Genomic DNA, 24793 nt, shown 5'->3' with positions numbered 1-24793 from the left:
CTCTTCTGAGATTTCAACATGCCAACATCGAAGACAACGCAGTTCGATCGGACCTCGTATGTGATGGTCGTGCGCTTCTTTCCCGGCTTCACGGCATCATCACCTACCGCAGAGTTGGCGAGCAAAAGCGATTCCGCGATCGGTGGAGCCATGTCGAGCTTACTCGCCCGTGAACTTCTTCTTTGGCGGGAGAAAAACCCAGTGGCCGCTCGGTCGCGCGTGAATATCATGCCAAAACTTGCCCCAATGAGTGAAAAGAGGCCTGAAGCATCTAGCGGTGAGGACCCGCGGTCAAGGGCGGCGCCTGTACCTCAGGACGAGTCATCTGACCTTGACCTACTTTCAACTCCGACGCCTGTCAGTCCGTGGACACAACTTCGTTCGGCAATTGCTCGTATGCAGCCAGGTGGCGAAGAAGCTACAAAGATCTCGCGTAAGTTCTCAATCGTGCGCCCGCGTAGAATCTCCAGTTACATAGATGTTGGCTGGTTGGTTCCCGATAGTCGCATCGCCGGGAGATTTTTAAGAAAGCGATGGGGGGCCCTATGGTCGCCTGCGTTTCCATTGCTGACGGTAACTGGGACGAAAAAGGCTGAATGGATCGCGTTCGCCGCCGCTCAACAATTATGTGCGCCGTCCACGAGCAACGTTGCGACTTTCAATCCAGTGATTTGTTGTGTAAAGCAGGAAGTCATGGTGAACGACGGAGCCCTTCTGGCAGCAGACGTCGGCCGACAAATCGCAAGAGTAAGTACCGGCGAGTTAGATGATCCGGTCGTCGCTCAGGTTCAGCAATGTCAGCGCGAGGTAGAAAGCTGCTCGCGAGTCTGGAATGACACTCAAAATGATCCAGACATTCCTCGGAAATATCAATCGATTCCAATCGCGATGGCAAGGGCGGCTGAGCTGTTAGGGATTGGCGAGGGTGCGAATCCTTCGTCAACGATCTCCAAACGCATTGCTAGTGGAAAGCTTCGGGCTACTCGCTTAACGGGCCACAGTTCCATCTTCGATGTGCGGGAATTTCCGGCGTCCGCGAGGGATGAAATCACACCGGCAAAAATTGTCGACTAGCAGTTGTGGTGAAATTGTCTCTGATCTAGCCGTGCAAGGCGACATTCTCATTTCTTCAGAATGCCCTGGGCTCAGCGACATACTTGTTGCTAGCGATTGGGCGACAAGCATGGCCGCATTCCGGGACTTTCAAATTAGCCATAGCTAGCCCGCTGCGTTAAGTTGGGCAAACCAGTGGTTCGCTTCCATACTTATTCTATGACTCAGAACTATCTTCTAGCCTCTTCTAGCCGCCACGTACTTAACCCGTAGCCACAGGGTTTGGTGGCCGTAAACTTCGAGCGTCGCCCACCAATGGGAAGCTCGAAAGTGTCTACGAACCATGCCAACAAGAAGCTGACTCCCGCCGAATGTGCCCACAAGTTGGGCGTCGGCGGCGACAAGGTGTATGGCTGGATTCGTTCCGGCGAGTTGCGGGCGATCAACGTGGCAAGCGATCCCCGGGGACGCCCGCTGTACAAGATTTCCATTGAAGACCTTGCAGCGTTCGAGCATGGTCGGCAGGTCGCCATCAACCCAGCGCCAACGCCGCGGCCTAGGCGACAGCCCAAAACCAAAGATTACTTCCCCGACGTGAGTAGCTGAAAGGAATTCAGCGACCGTCCCTGAAAGCTGGCCCTGCCGGCCGGCGGACATATCACCTAACCGCCCTATTGAAAGGATTCACTCGTGCACACCCATTCCGCTGCCTCCGATAGCCCGATGATGCCCATCGACCAGTTCGCCGAACTGCTCGCAGACATCGCCGCCAACGGACAACAGAAGCCAATCGTCCTATACGAGGGCAAGATTCTCGACGGCCGTGCTCGCTACGAAGCCTGTCGACGGCTCGGACTGAAGCCAGTGACTGTTTCGCTGAATGAAGGCGACATTGAAGTTGGCCCTGCTGCGTACTTGAACTCAGCCAACCATGTCCGCCGCCACGTCAGTGGGCTGGACGGGCCCCGAAGCGGCTGCTGCGAGCATATGTCGCGGGCTTTCGAGGCAACCCTGAGAGTCGAGCTGGCGTTGGGCGTGCTCGGCGAAGCCGACCGAGCGAAGCCCCACGTTCGCGCTCTTGAACAGCTTATCCGAGGTCGTTCACCACATTGCTAGATCGCCTCACAACAACAAACCCCAGCAAATAAGGAAAGAAGTATGGACGGATCCATCACCTCAACCCCGCCGGCGGCGGCGGCATGGCGACCCGATGTCGTCACCGTCTCTGAGCTAGAAGCCAAGCCCATCGAGTGGCTGTGGGAAGGCTACATCCCCCTAGGAGCCCTCACCATCCTGGAGGGCGATCCTGGGCTAGGTAAGAGCCAGATCACCTGCGATTTGGCCGCTCGCGTGACCCATGGGTTGCCGATGCCACACTCCACCGCTGTCGTCGAAGTGAATAATGGAGTACTCATGATGAACTGCGAAGACGATCCCAGGCGGGTAATGTATCAGCGATTGGAAGCGGCTGGTGCCGACCTAACGCGGGTTCAGATCCTGCGGGAAATGACGACGGGTGCTGATGAGCGTCCTATCGCGTTTCCCGACGACATCGTGGCGCTTCGCGAGGTACTTGCCCTCCATGGCATCGGGTTGGCGGTCATCGACCCACTCGTCGGTTTCGTCGGCGACGACGTTAACGTCAACGGTGACGCCGAGGTTCGCCGCCTGCTCAGCCAGCTGGCGAAACTTGCCGAGGAACTGAACGTCGCCATCGTCCTCGTTCGCCACCTCAACAAACGGGCGGGGATTTCGGCGAAGTATCGGGGCGGAGGGTCCATCGGACTCACTGGCGCCGCCCGTTCCGTGCTGACAGTCGCGCGCGACCCTGACGATCCCCAGGGTTGCGTCATGGCGTCGGTGAAAAGCAACCTCGGGCCCCCTCCCCAGTCGGTCAAGTTCACCATCGAGCCGGTTGACCTGACTTCCCGAGTGGCATGGGGCGACCTTTGTGACTTCTCAGCTGACACGCTACTTGAAGGAACGGCCCCGGCCACTGACACCAAGCTGAACCTGGCGATCCAAATCCTCCTCGCGGAACTCGCTGAAGGTCCGCGGCCGGAAGTCGAGATCGCCACGCAGATGGAAAGACGTGGCATCAGCCCATCGACAGTCAAACGGGCGCGCAAGCAGCTGGGAGTGAAGGCGGCGAAACGCGGGTTCGACGACGGATGGGATCTCTGTCTCCCCGACATCCCTGGGGCCTACTCGGCTCAGGGTTTCCCGGACGAAGTCAACGACCCCGATGAGGGGTTCTGACCTCCTTGGGAGAAATAAGGACTTACGTCAACTCTTGAGCCCCTTCGTCGCGAAGGGGCTCAGCACCTCTGCGCCCACACGCTGAGCGCCTTCGAAGACGTTCATTGGCCCCCTTGCATTCCGTGGCTATCCACTAATTCATTGAACGAGGAATTCTATGGTTAAGTACATACTCCCCGCCAGCGACTGCACGCCCGAAGAGAATCGGGCAGCGTTGATCGCCGGCGCGTGGACCTACGCTGCGATCGTTTGTCCGCACAAACTGGATCAGATGATCATGGGGGACGTGCCGGCCGTCATGCCGGTGCAGATCCCCAACATCATGATCGACTCTCCCCGGGCACTCACGCTCGCCGGCGCCGTGGCCGTCGTTTTCTTCCAGGGGAAGTTGCCCCCCGACCGCTGCGTACTGCTGGAAGAGATCTTGCAGTATTTGCCCAACGAGCATCAACGGCACATCGGTTACCGCTCGGACAAAGATTTTGATCACGTGCGGCTGATGCTGAATGACATCCACCAGGTGCTGAAGAAAGCACGCGGGTTGTTTGAAGAACTGCGACGGCGGTTACTTGCCGGGGAATCTATTGATGCAGAGCGTGTTCGGGAAATCATCGATGCTGGAAAGCTAGCGAACCAGCCGCCGCCAGCGAGTCGAAGGGGACCACGCGTCTCCAACGAAGACCACACTGACCGATGAAAGATTTTTGACACTCTTGGGAAATTAAAAGACTTACGTCAATTGTTTGGCCCCCTTCGCTGTGAAGGGGGCCATTGCCAACTGGCCATACCTTTGGCCGTCTTCGAAGCGGACTCTTCGTCTGCGCAAAGCATAAAGGATTCTTCAAATGCCTAAATACGATCGACACCATTCAATTCACTACAACGCTTTGGATGCAGGGGTTATTGCTGCTTTACGCCTAATTGTTGCAGCAATCATCGACACGCCACTTGTTGCGCATCTCGGGTGGACTACACGAGGTCGGTCTAATCCTCCCGAGAGTATCGAATGCGAGTCGCTACCTTACATGTCGTATCCATCGGCCTATAACGAGCTGCTTGTATGCGAGTCTCTCGGGAAGAAAATTCTTCCGCTCACCAAGTTTGACTATAACTATCGAGCCACGGACTGCATTGTTAGCGTGGGAAACAATGCTGACACACCGGATGAGAAAAAACTAATTCAGATTGAAGAGCGAGTTGCGAGGCTAGTTTTGCCTCACAAGGGATTGATTTACGATCTAGCGAATCGATTGTCTCAAGGGGAAGTCATTTCCTCAGAAGAAGTGATGAAATTGATGGATCGCCGGCCGGATGATGTGGACGAGGAGATTCCGCCTCTGACCGACTAGCGTTGATGTTGCACTAGCGACTTGCGGGACGATAGGTGATTTCCCCAACGGTCTTGGTGTTCCAATTCAAATCGGAGTATAAGATTTGGCTGGGCGCGCTGGAAGAATTGTCGTTCGGCGCGCCCAGTCTTCAAAAACGCCCGGGATTCGTGCGAAGTTCGTCTGTTATTGTCCTTCGCTGGCTCTCAAACAGTCTACTAGCGCGCCAGCACCCCATACACAGTTGGGCGAGACATCTCTACTGCCCTGGCGATCGCCGCGACGCTTTCACCCGCCTTGTGCATTGTCCTAATCGTCCGTTCCTTCTCCGTTGTTAGCCTGAGCCGTCTACCCGGCTTACTGCCTCCCCACGTTTTTCCCGCAGCCCTCGCTGCCGCTTGTCCTGCAAGTGCACGCTCTGCCCGGACCTCCGTCTCGTACTGAGCCATACTGGCTATCACATTGGCCATCATCCTGCCGGCGGGGGTACTCAGGTCGATCCCCTCTTTCAAAGATACGAGATTCACTTTCCGTTCGTGCAATTCGGCGAACAGTGCCGTGAGCCCCTTTGCCGTCCGACCTAGCCGGTCCAACCGCCAGCAGCAGATGGTTGTGACCTCTCCTCGCGCGAACGCTGACTCCAGCTTCAACCAGCCGGGTCGGTCCATCGTTTTCCCCGTGAACTTGTCCGTGTACCACACAACTGGCAGACGCTTCTGTGCGTTCGCCCACGCTTGAAGGTCGCCCTTCTGGCTGCGGTGATCCTGGGTCTTTGACGAGACGCGGCAGTAGACGGCAATATGTTTTGGCATGCGGCTACATTACACCCACTGCGCTAGTTTGTCAAATGTCAACTAAGGACCACGGTTTACAGTGGGCAAGGAAGTCGAGTTTTTAGAAATGCCGTATTTGCTTGACTCTCGAAGGCTGTGTTCGCGCGAGGACTGAGATTTTACACTTGTTGAACGCCCGTTTATGAGCGTTTAGGTGATTACTCAGCTATGGCCAGAGCGCACATCAGACTTGAACCGAGCGATTAGGGAGACTTCGAGCGACTCACTCGCGAGCCAGTCGATCGTCGCAGTGGAGCGGCCCCGGGGCCCCTCGCTCTGGCGAGTGCTGGCAGAGGCCGAACCACGGCCTCATCGGACCGCCAAATTCTTGACCCCAACAGGCCGATTTCGATAACGGAGAGGCCCGGCTAGCGAAGAGTCAATCACCAGGCGGTTTGTGGCGTGGGACAATTTCACGACGAGTTTCGGAGTCGAGAAACGCTAACCACCATTCCAAATGCGATGGCCATAACGATTCCAGAGGCTGGTTCCGGGACCGCGCCGAACGCAAAAATCCCCTCATTGCTGACGACGTACAGGACGCCATCGGACAAAGCAATTCTTCCGCTGACGGGCGTGCTCCAGACTGAAGTCCGGGATACTAGGTCAATCGCATGAATGCCCGTATCCGTGTTCACGAACGCGACAGAGTCTGTGAGCACGACGTTCCCTACAACCTTCGCGGAGTGGGCCCAACTCCACTGTCGAACGCCAGTATTTGCGTCGAGGAAAACTAAACTCTGTCCTTCGGGCAGCGCAATGACGCCGTTGTTCATTGCGGGGTTATCCGACCAGAAACCGTCGGCTTCCCAGTTGATGTTGTTGGCAACCGTATTGAAGCTAACCAGGGCACTGCTGCCGGTAATACGTGAAAGTGCGTAGGCGTTACCGGACCCGTCAAGCATGACGCTGCCGTCATCCGTAATTGTGGTCCTAAAACCTACGGACCGCGGATGCACGATGGCGCGCCAGCTTCCAGTTTGCCGATCTGCGATGTAAAGGCGTCCGACGTACGGGCCGGGGCTCGTTCCGGCCTCCTCTAGGTAGGCGTAGACATTTTGTGAATCCGCAGCTGGGATCCAGCCATCCTCCAGGTTCAACTCCGCAAACCAGCGGTGAGTTCCGTTGGTGTCATACGCATCTAGACCGCCGTAGTAGCCGCCTGATGAAAAAATGGCGTCACCATCAATAGTAGGTCGGCTGCCGCTGTACCATTGGCCGCTGTGTTGAGTGGCGAAAAGTTGTTTCCCATCGGCGGCGCTCAGTCCCACGAGCGCTGGCTGATCATTAGGATCCGTCGAGCCGCTAATGCTAGAGTGTCCCCACCTGTGGACGTAAACGTTGTCGCCCTGAACCGACGGCGCTGAGACGCCGTTGGGGCTTCGGTACGGCAGCTTTGTCGACCATTGAACATCGCCGGAGGAGGCGTCAATGCGGCTTACGGTTGCTACGCGACTAGATTTCGTACCAACTTGGGTGACGTAGAGTGCGTTTCCTTGAACTGCTACGTCGGTTGCGAGCGTCATTCGCAGGTTCCACTTCTGAGTGAAATGTTCTGCGTCGAAATTCCCTGACGCGTAGCCTGTGTGGCTGGAGTTGCCCTGAAATTGCGACCACTCTGCCTGCCCTCGCGTCTGCATAGCAATCACAAGTACCGACGCGAGAATTACACGTGTCATTGTTCACACCCTATTGACGGTCTTTCAGCCAGCATCTTCTTGATGAAGCAGATGGAATGCCAGATTGGCAGTCTTTGTATCAAACGAGATCGTGGAGAAACAGATCGTCGCCGGGGGGCCCCATGAGACCGCCAAAATCTTGACCACAACGGGCCTGCTCAACCGTCGATGAGACTCTACTAGCGGGCGTCTAATCGCCAAATTTTTTTAAAAGTAAGATTTCGTGGTAACAAGATGCACTGAGTGGAAACGCAGCGCACCGAGATACCAGCAGCTGGTACTGACACTACGGCGCCTCATAGGCCTCGAGCGTCTTTTATGGTATAATGGAGACCCTGAGAGCCACTGAATGGACTTCGCGGCTCTCTCCTTTCACTCGCGCAAACGTCGCGACTATTACCGAAGGAGGCCGTCAAGGATGACGTCCGAAAGTTTGGAGCTGCGAGCTCCACTCCTTATTTCCCGCGTCGAGGCCGCGAAGCTCTTGGCGGTCAGCCCACGCACCGTCTCGAATCTCGCCCAAGCCGGCTTTCTACGTCCGATCAAGATCGGGCGCGCCGTCCGGTTCGACCATACCCAAGTAGTCGTCTTCGCCCAACTCGGGACGGGAGGCGGCGGTGCGTAATCGACAGGACCGCCCATGCGTCCGGCTTCCCGGCGAAGGGCAAGAGATCGGCGCTGCTGCCGAAGAGCTCGGCGACCTGCTGCGCGCCCAGCGCACCCACTTTATCCAGGGCGACGCTGTCGTGCGTCTGCAGATTGGCCAGAACGGTCGGCCGCGAATCACGGCGGTGAAGGCGGTCGAGTTGGCCAGCGACTTCGAGGAAGTTGCGCGGTTCCAGACCAGCAAGTCGCAGCCAGACGTCTACACCAACTGTACGGAGGGCGTTGCCAGCCTGATCCTGAATTCAGCGAAGTTTAAGGCTGCGCTGCCATACCTCGACCGCATCACGCCATCTCCCATTCTGGTAGAACGAGACGCCGCGGCGGCTGTGATTTGCGGCTACGACGAGCCCAGCGGAGTGTACGCGTGCGGGGCCGCACCGGCCGATGTGCCCGTCGACGAAGCCGTTGAGCTACTCCGTTCTCTCCTCGGCGACTACGCCTTCGCCACTGCGGGGGACCGCTCCCGGGCTGTGGCTGCGCTCCTAACGCCCGCCCTCGTGGCCGGCGGTTGGCTCGGAGGACGCGCTCCCATCGACCTGGGCGAGGCCGACAAATCACAAACGGGGAAAGGTTACCGCAATAAAGTGACAGCGGCTTTGTACAACAACGGCGTCATTATCGTGAATCAGCGGCGCGGGATTGGCGGACTTGAGGACTCGTTCGCGAAGGCGGCCATGAACGGGTCGCAGTTCATCGGTATCGACAATGTCCGGGGCAATATCGACTTGCAGTCGCTGGAATCGTTCATGACCGAAGAGGAGGTGATGCAGCGCGCTGCGTACTGCCCTGAGACGCCGGTCGACACTCGGTACATCAACGTCATGCTCACCTCAAACAGCGCGCAAATGACCGAGGATCTCGCCAATCGCTGTAGCTGCGTCGCGCTGCGGAAGCAGGCTCCAGGGCACATCTTCGCCAAATATCCCGAAGGCGACCTACTGACTCATGTGCGGGCGAACCAGTCGCGATACCTGGGCGCCGTATTCGCCGTCATCCGAGAGTGGCACCGCCGCGGGAAGCCCAAGACCGCTGAGTCTCGGCATGACTTCCGTCATTGGTGCCAGGCGCTCGATTGGATCGTTCAGCAGCTGTTTGGCGAGGCTCCGCTCATGGACGGACACCGGGAAGCCCAGCAACGGATGGCGACGCCGCAACTTCAGTGGGTGCGGGAACTCATGCTTGCTGTCGTGGAGGAACATCGGACAGACGAGCGGCTGACGCCAAGCGATTTTTTAGATCTGATGGTGCAGCGGGGCATGGAAATCCCGGGGCAAGGCGTTGTGGATCACTTAGACGAGAAATGCCGCACCGCAGCACTAACGGCGATTGGGAAGAAGCTCGCAACGGTGCTGAAGGATTCCGACGAGCTCGCCATCGAAGGCTTGAACCTGATCCGTGAGCACTACCAAGACTCGGAAAGTCGAGATCGGAAGCGTTACATCGTCAGCTCTGCTTCTGGCATTCCTGACGGACGCTCGGCAGAGATCGTTGTCGACCTTGACCCCTGGGAAGACGATCCCCCGCGGTCGCCCCCTGATCACCCCCAGACGTCCCCCGTGATTAAAACCCTCGTTTCCCTTGATCCCCGTGATACTTCGCAATCTCCGTCAGTAAAAGATTCTCACGAACTTCCGCCTGGACGTCAAAAGATGACAACTATCGCGGGGACTAGTGGGGATCAGGGGGATCAGCGGGAGGAGTACTCTTTATGACAGTCAATCCTAACTTTGGCTCCGCGATCCTCGCCTACATGGAGGGGCGCAGGGTCTGCTTCAGCCTTCGGGGCGTTCAACTCCAGGTTAACGCCCCGTGCGGAGCCATGACACGGGACATGCTGGGTGCGCTGCGGGAAGCGAAGGCTGAGGTGTTTTACGAGTTGCGACCGCGTGAGCCTTGCACTCGCTGCGGAGCTGGGACGCACGTAGACTACACGATTCACGGGAGCCGCTCGATCCGGCGCGACTGAGGGGTGTGCGGTCTAACGAAGGGATTCCCAGCTTGGAGCAGCTGCTCGGTGGGCTAAGAAAAGGGATGAGAAGATCACTTTCGCAATTGACTCCAAATGCGGTGCTTGGCAACTGCGGCAGTGCGTAAATAATGCATCGGTCGGCATAACTCTGCACGCTTTAAGCACCCTCTCCACGCCCCACAGGCGTCGCCTTCGGTCCGCAGGCGGGCTGAATCACGTAATGCCTGCCCACAACTAGTGATATATTGCTTTCCTATGGGCCGACGCTATCACGACTGCTTTAGTTGCTCGTCACCCTGACCTGCCCCAGATAGGTAACCAATCATTAAGTTAGAGTTGAGGTCGCCTCCACGCCAGCCAGCTTCGCTTGCTGAGGCGTAGCCGAAGCGAGCGAAGCTGGCTGAATCGCTTCAGGGGCCGGAGCCCGATAGCCCAGCGAACTATGAGGCCGAACGGCGTTGTTAGGCTAGTACAAGCGGTGCCGCGTAGTTGTCTCTGCGTCTTACGGCACACTTTTAGTCGTGGATTAAGCCTCTTAGAAGACGGTTACAACGGCGGAATTACTTAGCCATCAACGTCGCAATACCGTCACGCTTAGTAGAGGGAGTCGCAGGACCTGCCGGTAAGGAAGTTCTCGGCTTCCAATCGTTGTGTGGGATGCTGGGCTGGCTGGCGTAGGTAGTTGAGTTGATGGGCTAGTTAAAGCTGCGACGATTCCGGAGGATCGGACACAAGTTCGCCGATTATTCCGAAGACGAGCTTTTCCAGCATGTTCGGGCGAATTAGCCATTTTTTTGGGGAACGTCCTCGCCGTAGTCCGCGAGTGGCATCGCTGAGGGAAGCCGCGGACCGAAGAGTCTCGGTATGATTGTGTAGGCGATGGTGCCGGGTTCTCGATTGGATCGGTCAGTAGATCTTCGGTGAAACTTCCCTCATGGAAGGGCATCAGCAAGCGCGGAAGCGAGTTGTGTGTCCCGAGTTAAATTGGGTACGCGATGTGCTCTCCACTGTCATTGACGAGCGTCGCACGGACGAACGGCTCCGGGCAAATGACTCGCTTGACGTGATTATCACCCGCGACCTTGAGATTCCTAAAAATGTTGCGGGGAAGCCCGGAAGAAAGCTGTGCAGCAAATCGGCAGGAATCTCAGTATGCCTTCGGGAACGAGGATCGACTGAAGATCGAGGTCTGCTTCATCACCCGGGAAGTAATTGTCGACGACAAATTGCGCGAGAGGCGGGTATACACGCTCGCTACGGAACGCACGATATCCACCGGCCAGCCAGCGATGCTCCATGGCAGGATCGCGGTAGCCAGCGAAATTTCGTGAAGAAGCCGAAGCGTGAGTGGGGAACCGGCACAGCGGCGACTGGTCTGTGGTGAGAATGCGGTCGACTTGCTCATCGTAGCGAGAGGTCAGGCAATCGCTAGCGATCACTTCTGTCGTGTGCTGACGGCTGCGAGTGTACGTGGTACGTCGCCATTTTTCTTGCGTTGAGGCCGCCGTCGGGGAGTCCATGCGATCGTGCGGAACTTGACCACCATATGCCGGACCAACCGTCGGTGAGACTCTACAAGTGGCCGGCCAGCAATCGCTGCCAGGAAAGCTGGATGCAGCGGCATAGAACCTCGCTGCAATCCGGTAGCACCCCGCCTACTGAGCTGGCTGGAAATACAATTCAGGTTAGTCCAGCTTGGTAATTGTGTCGTTGTAGATTTGTAGACGCGCCGATAGCAAGCCGTGCAGTTCCTCGGCTGTATCCTTCGCTTCATCAATTTCATTGGATTTGAGCAAGCGAATAATCTCAGAGGCTAAGTCGACAAGATTGCTTAATGAATCCCCTTGCACTACTACGCCAGGGAAGCGCCGCCCAGCTACATGAACAACTTGACTGTTATTCGCATCGCCAATCAACTTTACTTCAACGGACATATCTTGCCTTTACGGTCGAGGGTTAAAAATGATATGAGGCAGGCTTGTGTCAAGCGGCGCCTTATTCGAGTTGAACACGTCCATTCCAGTGTACCCTCTAGGACCTAGTTCTCCGCCCGACTCACCTCTCGGAAGTACTCTTCGAGCATTTTGCCGCACCCTACTATTCCCCCCAATAAGATAGTCGAAATCGGATTTCGCATGTGAGGTACCGGCCGCTCTGCTCCCCACAACAGTTACTGGGGTTCCAGAGCTGTCGGCAAATGCTTGAACGCTTGCTCTTGTCGCCGGATGCAGGTTAGAGACGCGTGCGCCACCCCCGGCGATTGGTGCGAGTGCGAGTTCCGCTTCGATCGCCTGGTCGGCTGCCACCGAGAGCGTCCTCGCAGCTGCGACTCCTCGCACTGCGTTCACGCCAGCCCCAGCTCCGAGAAATGTTCCGGTTATCGCGCCGTTCCACGCGCCATTTTGGGCGGCCTCACCAGCAGTCTCCGAATTTGCGGCACCGAACAAGCCGCTAACGCCTCCCCAAACAGTACCGATGACCGCACCGCCTGTTGCTCCGAGCAATGCTCCGGGAGCAGCACCGGCTCCCCCGAAGGCGGCTCCCCCGATTCCTCCCACAACTGCACCGCTTCCTGCACCGGTCAATCCTCCGGATAGTGCCCCCGAGACCGTCCCAGAAACTGCCCGTCCGGAAGCATACGCATAAGCTTTTGAGGTATCTAAGATACCACTAGCTTTGGGATTCCAAGGCATGACCCAAGTTTCACCGAATATGTGGACGCTTTCTTTATTGCGAACGGCTGTGCTTACTGCAATGTCATGGAATTCAGCTTCTATCACTCCCCGAAACTCTTCAAGTGTTCTACTTTCGTCGTACCGTTTGATTGCGGCATACACTGGATCGGGCTTGAGCGAGTAGTCTAGCCTAGCAGGCTTAGTGATCGAATTCAGGGCAGATGCACTTGAATACGCAGAAAGACCATTGTTGAATTGTTCTATCGCTGTTGGGCGTGTCGAGTTAGAGTTGGACGCCTGCGGTGAGCGATTGAAGGCATGGCCAAGAGGAGTGCCGACTGTCGAAAGAGCACCGCTCGGGATTGTGGACCTTACCGTACGTCCTCCACTGAAGCCCCCATTCAACGGATAGCCTTGCAGTGACAGCCCTGACGGATCGGCGTAGTTAACAGGGTCGTTACCCGCGAACATATACCAGTTCGACCCATCTTCAATTGGATCCTCGCTGATAAACCGACCGATGTCTGCCGAATACCACCTAGCACCTTTTAGCTGCAATCCGGTGGCTGTGTCGAAGAGGTCACCGTGGTGACCGAATGTGGCGCTGGAGATTAGACCAATCGATACGCCGTCCGAGCCAATGATAGACGTCACTCTTCCGAACGCGGCGTAGTCAATCGTTTCGCGAAGATAAATCTCGGAACCCTCAATAAGGTCCAACCCTAGAACAATTCGAGTCGAATTTTGGTGGTCGCCCATCGGCATCAGTACATCAACCTGAAATTGAGACGTCTGATTTCCGATTGAGTAGAAGACCTGCTCGAATAGTGATTCGCCCGTGGGTCCATATTGGTATCGTCGCGCGACATCCAGGTCAGATTCGATCGTCATCGTGCGCCGACCCGACTCTATAGCGTAGTGCTCAACTTCCGCGCCTGAATCAAATGGGCGATCAACTTTTCGGTAAATCAGCTCTCCTGAAGCGTTGTATCGATAGTCGACGATCAGCGTTTCGTGATCGCCGCTTGCTTCAGTAAACTTGATAAGATGATTGTGATGATCCCACTTGTAGATGTATCGAATGCTTGGGTCGTTTGTTAGATAAGCGAGAACGATGTTTCCTTCTTCGTCGTATTCGTAAGAGTAGGTGGAGTCGCTATCGATTCGGTTTAGCTCGCCTATCGAGTAGCTGTCGGTGCCGCCGCCTTGCTCGCTCGCATACTCACGATTGCCATTGGCGTCATATACGTAGGCTGCAGTCTGCCCCGGAAGGTTGGATGCAAGGTTGGTTAATTGCCCCGCTGCATCGTAGGTGAACGACTGCGACTCATCGGTGCGATTTCTGATCGCCCACAGACTGGTGTTCCAGTCCGTGGCTATCGCATTAATTCGATCTTCCGCGTCGTATGCGTAAGAGATGTTCGCAATTTGTTGGTTTGGCGACCAAGTGGAAGTCGTGCGACGCCCCATCTGCTGAGAAATGCCTCGCAATCTGCCGGCTTGATCGTAGGCGTAAGTAGCCTGAGCACGATTGCGATGGCCTGCACCTCCGGGGAGGCTCGCTTCCCAGTCCGTGTAACGGATTGTCGAACTCAGCGAACCGTCTCCCAGATATGAGAAAACCGCATCCATTGAATCGAAATCAAGGACTGGGCTGGCACCCGTAGTGCCAGAATCTGAGTCGGTCAGGCGCACTAACTCCCCGAAAGCATTAAACGTGGATTTGGTTTGCGCGGCGAACTGATCGCTCACAAACTGTTCACGTGTTTCCGTCAGGCCTCCCGACTCGTAGGCGTAGGCGTAAGTCTGTCGCTGACTTGGCGCGCCGATTGAGTGGTCAGTTGATAACAAACTTTGATTTGAATGCTCGACAAGGCGACCTAGGCCGTCGTAGACATAACTGTCTGTGGCGCGGTAATCGAGCGGACCTTGCTGCGGCAGCGCTCGACGACTGTGGCGAGTTTCCACAAGTCTCCCCAAGTCATCGTAGAATCTATCAGTGAATGCGATAAATTCTTGACTTAGCGGCGTTTGCGCCTCAGCAAGCGAGACGAATTCCCAGCTCCTTGCCGGACGATTCAGCCTGTCGTAGCTTTGAACGATCGCCTCGCCGTTTCGGTTAACGGTGATGGAGAGGTTGCCTCTCGCATCGTAAATAAACTGACGAGTACCCGCGGACGTTGCCTCGCTTACTTTCCTCCCGAGGCCATCGTAGTTGTACGCAGTGGAGTTTTGGTCCGGATCAACCGTTTCAGCCAAATTTCCGGCGAGATCATAGAAGTGAGAAGTGACATCCCCTCTTCCGTTCTCCGAGAGGATTAGCCTTCCCTGGGCATCGTACTTATACCTAGTCGTCTCGCCCGCAGTTCCATTGGTCTGGGACAACAAGTTGCCCGCAGCATCGTAGGTGGATGTAGTCAGATGAGATGCGAGTGCGGTAACGAGATTGTTTCCGTCGGGATCAGGATCAATCGTCTTTGTCAGCCGTCCGAGTCGGTCATACTCACTCCGGGTCAGCCGTGACATGGGGTCGATGTGAGCAACTTGGTTACCGATCGCATCGTACTGGAACCGGCGAGTACGTTTCTCTGTGCTCCCTCCAACTTGGCCTTGCTCTGTTTCCGCGACTAAGCGTCCCAGTGAATCGTATGCATAGACCGTTGCAACTTGCCGAGGATCGACGCCCGGATTCTCTTCAACTTTAGTTAAATTGCCCGATGCGTCGTATTGATTCGCTGTCGTATGGCGATCGGTAACATCGTACGCACCAGCATTTTCAACTTGGCTGATTAATCTATTGAGCGCGTCATACTTGTACGAGGTGCGCCGCTCGATTCGCTCAATTCGAATCGCATCCGCAAGAATTGGCTGACCATACGTAGCGAACTGAACGCCAATAGAACCAGGCCCGTTGGGACCAACCATGAAACCAGAGGAAAGTTCCTGCCAATCAGACCAAGCCGACCCATCGAAGCGACGCACGCCGGTCGAATGCACGCGTTGAGAGCCGAGCGAAGTAGAATCCACGTCGTTAACATCTAGATTGAAGAACGTCCCATACGTGTCGTTGGCATTATTGTTCAGATCGTCGTAATAGTAATCTGAGAGTCTATAGAACAGATTGGTGGTGGCGGTTGGACTCTCATTCCAGTGAGCTAACACACGGTATGCACCTGGTTCAAGATTATCAAACTTCCAGAACATGACGGTGTTCGTCGTTGCCGATGGCGGCGGGACGAGCATGGAATCGCCGCCGTAGTCGGAAGTCAGATTGGGGTAAGAGGGACTACCACCTGATTGCACGTGGAATCCGACATCCCCAGCATCCAAAACCCAAGATGCTGCGTCGTGCGGCAGTTCAAGCTTTTCAATCAAGTTTCCTACTTTGTCGTATCGAAAGTCCGTAATAGTTTGCTCATTCCCACCGACGTCAAGAACTTCGCGAGTGCGGCGATTGCGATAATCGTATTCATAGGAAACGACAGAATCATCGGCGATCGTGGCCGGAGAGTTTCTATCAACAATACGCACGACATTGCCGTAACTGTCGAACTTCGTGGTGGTTTGTGGGCTGGGGAGATTGTTGCCGGCGCCGTCCGGATCCGGTAGCGTCAAGACGGTTTGTCGGTTGAGCTCGTCGTACACATGGGTTGTTTGATTTCCCAGCGGATCGATTTCCGTTAGTAGATTGCCGCTGTGATCGTATTCGTACGAGCGAGTCGCAATTCGCTCAATGCGGATCGCATCTGCGTGAAAAGCTGGGCCGCCGGTAGTAAAGTGGACTCCAAGAGCGCCTGGGCCATTGCTGTCAATGACGAATCCCGCGTAGAGTTCCTTCCAGCCATTCCACGCGCCGTTGTCAAATCGCAACACATCAAGCGTGGCGCTCTGTTGATATCCTGCAGAGTTGATTACGTCGTACGGGAAGAAGTTCGTTTGGGTGACGCCAGTCGTTTCGTCATAGTAATCCGAAAGGCGGAAAATCACGGGCCACGTTGCCGAGGAGAGCCCTGTCCAGGATGCAAGAACGCGATACGTGCCCTGCGCAAGGCCTCTGAAGGACCACACTGCTTCCGGTGATACAGACGGACTTATTCGATTGACTTGTAGAGAATCGCCGCCGTAGTCGGCCGACTGATTCACCGCCGTCGTCGTGGCTCCATAAACTGCGAAGTCGGGCCAGTTCGCTAAGTCGCCATCAATTACTCTGTGGTCAGTTGCAAACGTCTCCCGCACCACCCGTCCCAGCCGATCATGGGCATAGGACGTCGAGTTGCCTAGGGCGTCGACACGCTCGACGAGACGCCCGCCGATATCGTACCTAGAGCGGATCACTGGGGCGAATCCCGCCCCCTCTCCATCCGGGTCGGCTTGTCGCTGTTGGATGACGCGACCACGGTCGTCAATTAGCATGTAGGTGGTCCGACCTAGTGCATCGATAGCGGCCACGACCTGGCCGGCGACGTCATAAACGGTGCGAGTGCGATTTCCTTGGGCATCAATTACGGATACGGCGCGGTTGAAGACATCAAATTCATACTGAGTCGTGACACCGCGAGGATCGGTAACAGCAACACGGTTTCCAGCGGCATCGTATCGATATGAAGTCGTAGGGCTGCCGGTGGTACTGATGAGTCCTGATGCTGGATCGGCCTGGAGCATTGTGTCTAGGCGGCCGAAAGTGTCATAGCGGAACTCTGTCACACGATCGAGTTCGTCGTGCTGATACCGCACCCGACCGGCGGCGTCATATTCCGTGGTCACAGACGTCTTGTCAGCATTGATGACTTTCGTCAGTCGGCCTATCGCGTCGTACCTCATTTGCACGACTTGCACCTTGTTCGCGATTCTGTTGACTAGCGTGACAAGATCTCGAGGATTGGCCGGGAGAGTTGCGATGGTGGAGGCATCGTATGTAACGGTTTGGCTGACATTGCCCACCGCATCATAGTCTGTTGTGATAAGCGCTGCGGCTCGCGTTGTCGCGGGAACTGCTGTGCTCTTATCTCTGATGTTCGCAGGAACATCAGATTCCCGCAGAGTCCGAGCTTCAATAATCCTCCCTAGTACATCGTACTTGTACTGTGTGACGTTGAGTTCTGGATCAATAATCGCGATTAGATTTCCAAGCTTATCGTACTTATTGGTAGTCGTTGGACTTCCAAGGTCCGCGCCGCCATCTTCATTTAGCGGGCCGTCTGGATCTGGCAGCTGCGCCTCCAGCAGTCGTCCAGCTCCATCGTATTTGTAGGTTGTCTCAAACCCCAAAGCGTCAATCTTGGCAATAACGTTCCCGGTAGCATCGTAGCGCACTCGCTCCGTCGAGCCGTCAGCGAACAGCGTCTGGATAAGCCGATTACGGCTGTCGTAGACGTATCTGGTCGTGCGTCCTAAAGAATCTGTACTAACGATGAGATTGCCGAAGCCATCGTAGATGTACTGTATAACCGTGTTGTCGGGATTGACTTGCTTCGTAACGTTTCCCTGTCGGTCGTACTCGAATTTCGTTGAACGACCGAGTGGATCGATCGACTCGCGAACGCGGCCGACAGCGTCGTACTTGAAGCGGCTAGTGAATCCATCGATCGGATCGATGGCGGCGTTTACATCGGCAAAGCCAGTTTCACGGAGACGGCCAAGCGCATCGTAGATGCTTTCGGTAACAACCCGGTCGGCGATGCTATTCGCCCCGACGATTCTCTGTACAACGTTTCCGAAGGAATCGTAGACAAACGTCGATTCGGAAATGACCAAGGGAGCTGCAGGCGCAGTCACAACCGTTTGCGTTGTCGATTTCGTGACGTTCCCGGCAGCGTCATAGTCGAACAACGTCTCGTACTGGACGGAATTGCCCGCAACATCGACGACTGGGGGTTGCTTAATCGATTTCAGTAATCCACGGCGGTATGTGCCATTGCCAGGCGTTACTACGTCGCTATTTGAGTAGTACGTGTACTCGACGACATTATTCTCCCCATCAATGATCTTCCATAACTTTACCTTGGCATCACCAGAAGGATAGTACTGATGAGTGGTCGTAAGTTTTTTTCCGACGTAACTTCCGGCATCTGGGTCAATTACAATCGTTGACGGAGCGACGAGATGAGGCTTGCCTGAGGCATCGGGCTGCTCGTAGTCGTACTTGGTGACAAGTAGATCGGTCTGGTTTTTGTAATGCTTCGCCGTTGCTTTACTCAGCATTCCCCGTTTGAAGGTCGGATCCGCTACGCCGTAGTAACTGAAATCCTCGATGGCGCCCCGCTCGTCTCGGGTCTCTGTCATCAGATACTCATCCGAGGTTCCAACGCCGCCCCATTTTGAGGCGAGTTGGGAGCGATCTGCGTGTATCTGCTTAATTAGTAAGCCGTTCTTTTGATGAACGTAGATTTCACTATTGCCACGTTCGTCGGTAAACTCCGTCTGGTTTTTGAAGATGTTGTAGTCGAAGGTTTGCACGTCAACATTCGGATCGTCCGTGGCGACTCCAAATTCGCCTTGCTTCACGCGAAAGACGCGGCCGTTCTTGAAGTATTCGTACGTGTGCCAGGATCCATCCGTTTCGATAATTTTTTCTATTAACCCATTAGCCGAATCCCATGTGACGTTTCTGGTGAAGTACTGCACCCTTGGGCGAAAGCTTGATTCGATTCCGTAGGCGTCGAGCGCCGTGACGGCGGGGTAATCGACCGACGCAAGTCGGACGTTGGATCCCTGGTTTTCAACGAAAGCCCCGGTTACATAGTTGTAGTTCCAGGTCTGAACCACGCTATTAACGTCATACTTCGTGACAGCAGTAAACTGATACGAGTCCGCCGGGTTGTAAGTGAAGGCAATTCGACGATTTGGGGTAGCATTGACGTCGTGAATGTCGTGAACGTAAAGCAGCTTATGATTTGAAAGGGAATCATATTTTACGACAACGCCATCCCCGTTGCTGTCAATAATGCGATTCAACCGCCCGACAAGCGCCTTCGTCGACCGATTGTAATTAACTCTCTCAAAGTGATACTCGAGACCGTCGGAGCTCTTGAATACGAAGTCAACGACTCCTAGGCCTTGGTTGGCACTAAATGAGACTTGCCCCTGAAGGCTAGAGGGCACGAGATAGCCCCCCAAGCCGTCGGGCTTGAAGTAGTGTCGGCGACCCGCCGAATCGAGCCAGACCCGGTTCACGGCTCCATCGACGACTTCCGTATACAGGACGTCACCAAAGCTGTAAGTCCAACCGACTCCGAGTCCAAAGTCTTCCAGCGACTGTGAGTCGTAGTGCCGAGAAAACGTCAGCGGCACGCCCGGATTCGGATATACAATGTCTGTTTCGTCACGGAACATGTTGCCGTTAGCAACGTTCACCGGATCGCCAGCCCAGCCAGCGTTCAGAAAACTGCCTTTCTGCAGCTCTTTTGGAGGGGCAAGCGTAACGCCGCCGCTATAGCCGCCGTTGGAGCTCGAATCGGCGACGATCATGAATCGCATCGAGCTCGCCTTCTCGACAAAGTAGACGCCGCCAACCCATTCGTTCAATTTAGTTTGGCCGAAAGGAACGAGGATTCGTATGTCGCCTTCGGCGGGGGCGGCGGAAAGAAGTGCTTCGATGTCGCTAGCAAGCGTGGTTGCGCCAATGTGGCTTCGCAGCTGACCTAACGGCGCTGTGGTCGAAGTCAAATAATTATGGAGATTGCTCGTAATATCGACATTTGCAGGACTGGCCGCCTTCACGCCTGTCGTCCCGTTGCTGTACCAGTTTCCGACATGGGTGACGACTCTCACGTTGTTGACGACCTGGCTAGTAAATTCCAGCACGACATCCGTGGTAATCGGGGCGTCATTCGCATTTAGACCCAGGGTCCTCTGAAATGCTTGTTGCAATCCTTTCATCGTAGAAATGCTTGGAGCGCCGATAACCTCTTCGACGACATTGTGCTCGAGCGCCGAACTGTTGAATCCGACCAGCTGCCAAGCTTCGCCATTAAGGAGGCCCCGCGAGAAATCCAGGGTGACGTGATTGATGTTGGGCAGATCGACGCCAAAGTCGACTGGGGCCATTCCGTATGGCAAATAGCTGATCAATCCGGGGGTACTAGCAGACCCATCTGGGTCCACTAGCAACACTGAATCGCCCTTCACAATTCCGGAGCCGACCCACTGCTGGCCGCCGATTGTTTGTGTGAGTCCCTCAATTATTTTGTTTTGTCGATTGAAGTCGTACCAGTACTTTGCTGCCGTCAGAGCGGTGAGATCGTCTACATGCTTCCGCAAATCAGTTTCACTGTGTGCAGTCGCCGAAGCTGCAAGTAACTTTCCTTGCTTGTCTGCTATGGCTTCTTTAGAGTACTGATTCGCCTCTAGGCCGATGGCTATAACCTGCCCTAGATCTTCGGTGTACCTAAACAAGCGATCGTTCTGGGATGGGCCCGCCGCATCGGGGGTGCCGGGGGCAACCGCTTTGGTAAGGCTTTGAGGCGCTAAGTGTAGAATTTCAAGAGTCGCTTGGCTTGACGACGAATAGAATGCGTAGTTGGAAGAAGCGAGCACATTCCCATTGACGATCAGTCGACTGAAGTAGGGCCCACCCGTCGATCGATAGGCGAGATCCGCATTAGAGTTATTTACACTTAATGGCGTGCTTGTGGACGACACCACAATCGAATCCAAGCTATAAATTGGAACTGCTAGTTCTTGCGTCCATCGAACCGTCGAACCGCTTTTCATCGTGATGATAACGCGGTGCGTCAGTGCATCCGAAGATGCATTTGCGGGGTCGGCGATTGACACCAGCGAAGAATACTGATCGAGGTCCCCAAGGTCGTATGTGCCACTCGAATTGCGGTCTACGACAACGACCCCAGCTCCCAGCCCACTAGGGACTTGGGAAAACTGTCGCGTCACGATTACTTCTCTTCTAGGCACGTCTGCTAGCGACTTACCAGGCTGGTTGACCATCAGCCATTCCATAGCCTGATCTTCAAAGAATTCGAGCGGTAAGCGATGGTCTGTACGAGGATCGAGTGCGAGGAAGTCAAACTCGTCGAACTGACCTGCGGATGTGTGGTCGCCGCCGTTAAGATTCGCCGCCGTGGGAAGCGGAATCCCATCCTGCCGTTCCTTGAACTTCCATGAAGGATCGAGGTCGATAGACTGTATCCCGCTGGAAATAGGAACGGATGCGCGGACCCAAGCATGCTTGAACTCAATCGTTGCGACGCTGGCGTTAAACGGCGCCTCTGCGGCTGAAGTTGTTGGTTCGGAGATCTCAGTATTCGATGCGTTGTACGCCTTAACGTTTGAGTCCATTGTCGCCGAGATTGCGCGATAAACGGCAGTGGGCGTGCTGACGCCAAGCCATTTCTGTAGTTCGGCGACACTAACGCGCACGTTTGCTGAAACGATCTTTACGTCGGATGATGCCATGAATGGCAACGCCTGAAGCCGGGCTTCCAGCAGGCCTGCTTGATCCCAGTCATTGCCTGCTTTCGTCTGGCGCGTCGCTTCGACGCCTTTCATAAAGCCTGGGTACAACTCCAACTCCACGTTGTTGTAGACCCACGAAAACTCTTCGATCACTTTCGCCAGCGCCTTGTCGGCGTCGAGCGTTACTGTCGCTGCGTTGTAGCCGTAGTTGATCCAGGCGTTCCAATCGGCCGCTGCCGTGAAGGTTGGAGCGCCGTCGAAGCCGGCTCCGGCCAGGCGGACCATCCAGGGGGCGCTGCCGCTGGTGCGCGTGATGATGTCGACGCGGCCGTCGCGGTTGACGTCTTGGAAGAACTGTTGGAACGAGGGTGCGAATCCGCTCAGCGACGCGATGCTTTTGGGTGCCGCAAGGCCGAAGGCGTCGCGGTAGTCGGCGACGCCCCAGGCGTAGTTGCCTCCGCTCAGCGTCCCGCCGAGGATCTCGTCGCTGCCGTCGCCATCGAAATCGCTGGCATAGACAACGTTCCAATTTGCCGGCAATGCGGCCGCTTGAATCAGGAATGCCGAGCCGTCGGAGATAGCCAGCTTGTAAACGCCGGAGCTGGAAATCAGCAGGTCGTCGCGACCGTCGCCGTTGAAGTCGCCAACGACGAATGTGCTAAACAGAGTCACTTCGCTTGGCGCCACGCCCCAAGATCCGATCTCGTACCCGCCGCCGGCGGCGGATGCGGCAGAGACCTGCAGTGAGTGCGTGAGCCCATCGAACAGAACTTTGTCTTTGCGGCCGTCGCCGTTGAAATCGCCGACGGCGCCAAGCGGTGCTGAAAGTTCGACTGCGCCCATGTCTCGAGCCGAAGCCGAAATCGCATTCGGTTCGTCGCGTTCGATCAGGCGCCCCAATCCACGCTGATCGGTGGCGGGGGCATCGACGGTAGGTCCGCCGGCGTCAATTACCGGGCTCCCGGGCAGTGGGACGTGCGTTTTGTTTGGCCCGCCGTAGTTATCGAGCGGAGATAGCTTGGGATCCAGCGGCGCTGCCGCCGTGCCACTTTTGATTCCCGCACCAGCTAGACTAACGCCAGTTCCGAACAACGAGTACGAACTCTCCGAACTGAGATTCCCATTCACATCGAAGTGAACTGGACTCGCTATTCCATTGGTGTTTTGAGCAATGATGGAACTTTGGATTATTGGCGAGGCTGAGTTCGCCGGGATATCAAGGCCTACGCCACCAGCCAAGCTTCGATTGAAAGCAATGGTTGTATTGACGACTCTCAACGGGGACGAAACCGCCCACAAGCGAATACCGCCGATGTAAGTAGATACATTTCCTGAGATTGTGCTGTTCTCGATCAGCGGTGATGAAACCGCGCCTACTAATTGGATTCCGCCCCCCGCGGACCATTGCTGCAAATCCATCGGCACCTGGGAGACATTATTCGAGATTGTGCTGCGCCGTATTTGAAATGCTCCCCCTCCTGGGAACGCTGCAATTCCGCTCCCTTCAACTGCGTGATTGTCAGTGATCGTCGAGTCGTTAATGAAGAGAGAGTTTGATCCGTCGCCCCAATAGTTGCGGCTTGAGATGGCGCCACCCACGCCCGCCGACGTATTTCCGGAAATTTCAACGCTGTTTAATGTCAGGGATCCTGAGTTGAGAATCCCTGCACCCTCGTCAGTAGAATTCGGTAGGTTGCCGCCAGTAATTTTCAGTCCACTTATTGTGGCTGAAACGCCAGGATACACCTGAAACACCCTGTAATTCCCGCCAGCCGCAATGGCCAATTTGTCTGCCCCGAGACCATTAATGGTGACGGCCTGTGTGATACTCAGTTGACCGCTGAGCGTTATAACGCCCTGCGATAAGGACGTATGAAAATCCACGACACTGCCGTGGAGCGGCGCGATGGCAATGGCTTCTCGCAGAGAAGTAACGCCGTCGTTGGCATCGCTCACGTCGGCCAGAGTGTCGACGGTGACCGACATCATCCGTCGGGCTTCCAGGGACTCGATGCGCGACGATAGTCGACGACTGGCGAGGATGCGATTTTTTCGAACTACTCGCCGAAATCCCAGCCGAGTCAGGACCTTGTTCCAGCAAGACGGATAGTGACGCATCAATCGACCTCAGTTGATGTGAACAGTCAATGTAGGCTTCATTAGAAGAGAGCCCGAAGCAGAAAGCCCTAGCTTAGTAGGCGCGCTAGATTTAATGGCGCACACCGCGATTAAGCTCGCTTCAATTGCGGCTCGAAATAGTCGTTGAAATAGCACCCTAGGCTACTTTCTCGCGCAGCCATGCGCCTCGGACGAAAAGTGAAAAAACATTCGTCCAAAACCCAGCAGTGATAGGCGCGCAAGCACGCTCCCGCACAATCCCTTGCGGTGCAGGGGTGGTTATACACTAATGCGTCTCTATATCAACAACATTTTCTAAAATGAGTGACATCACGATTGCCGTTAGGCCTCAATGACGCTTACTAGCTGCACGCGTCGCTTGCGCCAATTTGAGTGCGCAGCGGGAGATGTTTACCGCAACAGCCACCCGTAGTAGCTCATGGCGCGCTGAGCCTCGCAGTAAAGAGGGCTGCGTCGGCAGTGTTAAGAGCTAACGGTGGCGCGAGTTCTGTGGGGCCTTCACGACAGCACAAATGACCATGGCGACACTGTAAACATTACGCCCAATGAAATCGTGAATCACCTGGCCGAGATAGACGAGAATATGGGCTCGCCTTCATTGCGTCGCCTGTGGGATAGGCCGATTCCCGCAACTGGTCCGTTGAACGAGGTACAAACTTTCGCGCCCATCCTCGTTGCGGCTGGTGCGGCACGAAAAAGGAGGGAGGTGACTGTTAATGGCTCACCCTCTAGCTCTTTTTCTTTAGGGGGCGTCAAGCCGACTTTCAGGTGGGAAACCAAT

Annotated in this window: 13 protein-coding genes and 1 pseudogene; 8 read left to right on the top strand and 6 right to left on the bottom strand. The window is 55.5% G+C overall.

The window, feature by feature from the left end:
* The first annotated feature begins 18 nt into the window (after nt 1-18).
* The 6 genes from ACQY7R_RS06710 (at nt 19) to ACQY7R_RS06685 (ending at nt 4661) form a co-directional block, all read left to right on the top strand.
* Nucleotides 19-1074 carry a hypothetical protein gene (locus ACQY7R_RS06710; RefSeq protein ID WP_428304819.1) on the top strand — a complete coding sequence of 352 codons (1056 nt, stop codon included), beginning with the start codon at nt 19-21 and terminating at the stop codon, nt 1072-1074.
* A gap of 309 nt (nt 1075-1383) precedes the next feature.
* Nucleotides 1384-1659 (top strand): helix-turn-helix domain-containing protein, encoded by a 276-nt coding sequence (locus tag ACQY7R_RS06705; protein WP_428304818.1) that lies wholly within the window; start codon nt 1384-1386, stop codon nt 1657-1659.
* Nucleotides 1660-1743: 84 nt separating this feature from the next.
* Entirely contained in the window at nt 1744-2169 is a 426-nt protein-coding gene (locus tag ACQY7R_RS06700; protein WP_428304817.1) for a ParB N-terminal domain-containing protein, read from the top strand.
* 42 nt (nt 2170-2211) lie between these two features.
* Complete coding sequence (locus ACQY7R_RS06695; RefSeq protein ID WP_428304816.1) at nt 2212-3312, top strand: AAA family ATPase; 1101 nt, start codon at nt 2212-2214, stop codon at nt 3310-3312.
* 157 nt (nt 3313-3469) lie between these two features.
* On the top strand, nt 3470-4009 hold the full coding sequence (locus tag ACQY7R_RS06690; protein ID WP_428304815.1) for a hypothetical protein: 540 nt from the start codon (nt 3470-3472) through the stop codon (nt 4007-4009).
* 148 nt (nt 4010-4157) lie between these two features.
* A complete protein-coding gene (locus tag ACQY7R_RS06685) occupies nt 4158-4661 on the top strand; it encodes a hypothetical protein (protein WP_428304814.1) in 504 nt (167 codons plus the stop codon).
* A gap of 197 nt (nt 4662-4858) precedes the next feature.
* Here the strand turns inward: ACQY7R_RS06685 and ACQY7R_RS06680 are convergent, their stop codons facing one another.
* Entirely contained in the window at nt 4859-5452 is a 594-nt protein-coding gene (locus ACQY7R_RS06680) for a recombinase family protein (protein ID WP_428304813.1), read from the bottom strand.
* 434 nt (nt 5453-5886) lie between these two features.
* Nucleotides 5887-7152: a PQQ-binding-like beta-propeller repeat protein gene (locus tag ACQY7R_RS06675; RefSeq protein ID WP_428304812.1), complete on the bottom strand. Its 1266-nt coding sequence runs from the start codon at nt 7150-7152 to the stop codon at nt 5887-5889.
* Nucleotides 7153-7570: 418 nt separating this feature from the next.
* Between ACQY7R_RS06675 and ACQY7R_RS06670 the strand changes: the two genes are divergently transcribed.
* Complete coding sequence (locus ACQY7R_RS06670) at nt 7571-7777, top strand: helix-turn-helix domain-containing protein (protein ID WP_428304811.1); 207 nt, start codon at nt 7571-7573, stop codon at nt 7775-7777.
* The gene (locus tag ACQY7R_RS06665) at nt 7770-9530 is read left to right on the top strand and encodes a hypothetical protein (protein ID WP_428304810.1); all 1761 of its coding nucleotides are present in this window, start codon (nt 7770-7772) and stop codon (nt 9528-9530) included. The genes ACQY7R_RS06670 and ACQY7R_RS06665 overlap by 8 nt, the downstream gene beginning before the upstream one ends.
* A gap of 582 nt (nt 9531-10112) precedes the next feature.
* On the opposite strand, the pseudogene ACQY7R_RS06660 reads toward ACQY7R_RS06665, so the two are convergent.
* The 4 genes and pseudogenes from ACQY7R_RS06660 to ACQY7R_RS06645 all read right to left on the bottom strand — a co-directional run.
* Nucleotides 10113-10247, bottom strand: a pseudogene (locus ACQY7R_RS06660) (IS3 family transposase); the annotation flags it as partial.
* 631 nt (nt 10248-10878) lie between these two features.
* A complete protein-coding gene (locus ACQY7R_RS06655; protein WP_428304809.1) occupies nt 10879-11307 on the bottom strand; it encodes a hypothetical protein in 429 nt (142 codons plus the stop codon).
* Between the two features lie 165 nt (nt 11308-11472).
* Nucleotides 11473-11721 (bottom strand): DUF6959 family protein, encoded by a 249-nt coding sequence (locus ACQY7R_RS06650; RefSeq protein WP_428304808.1) that lies wholly within the window; start codon nt 11719-11721, stop codon nt 11473-11475.
* A 9-nt stretch (nt 11722-11730) separates the two neighbouring features.
* Nucleotides 11731-23862, bottom strand: a complete 12132-nt coding sequence (locus ACQY7R_RS06645) for an RHS repeat-associated core domain-containing protein (RefSeq protein ID WP_428304807.1) — start codon at nt 23860-23862, stop codon at nt 11731-11733.
* Nucleotides 23863-24793: the final 931 nt, after the last annotated feature.

The organism is Lacipirellula sp., assembly GCF_965279485.1.
In the GTDB taxonomy this organism is placed as follows: domain Bacteria; phylum Planctomycetota; class Planctomycetia; order Pirellulales; family Lacipirellulaceae; genus Lacipirellula.
The sequence above is the reverse complement of the archived record's forward strand: the minus strand, read 5'-3'. Positions and strand labels throughout refer to the sequence as shown.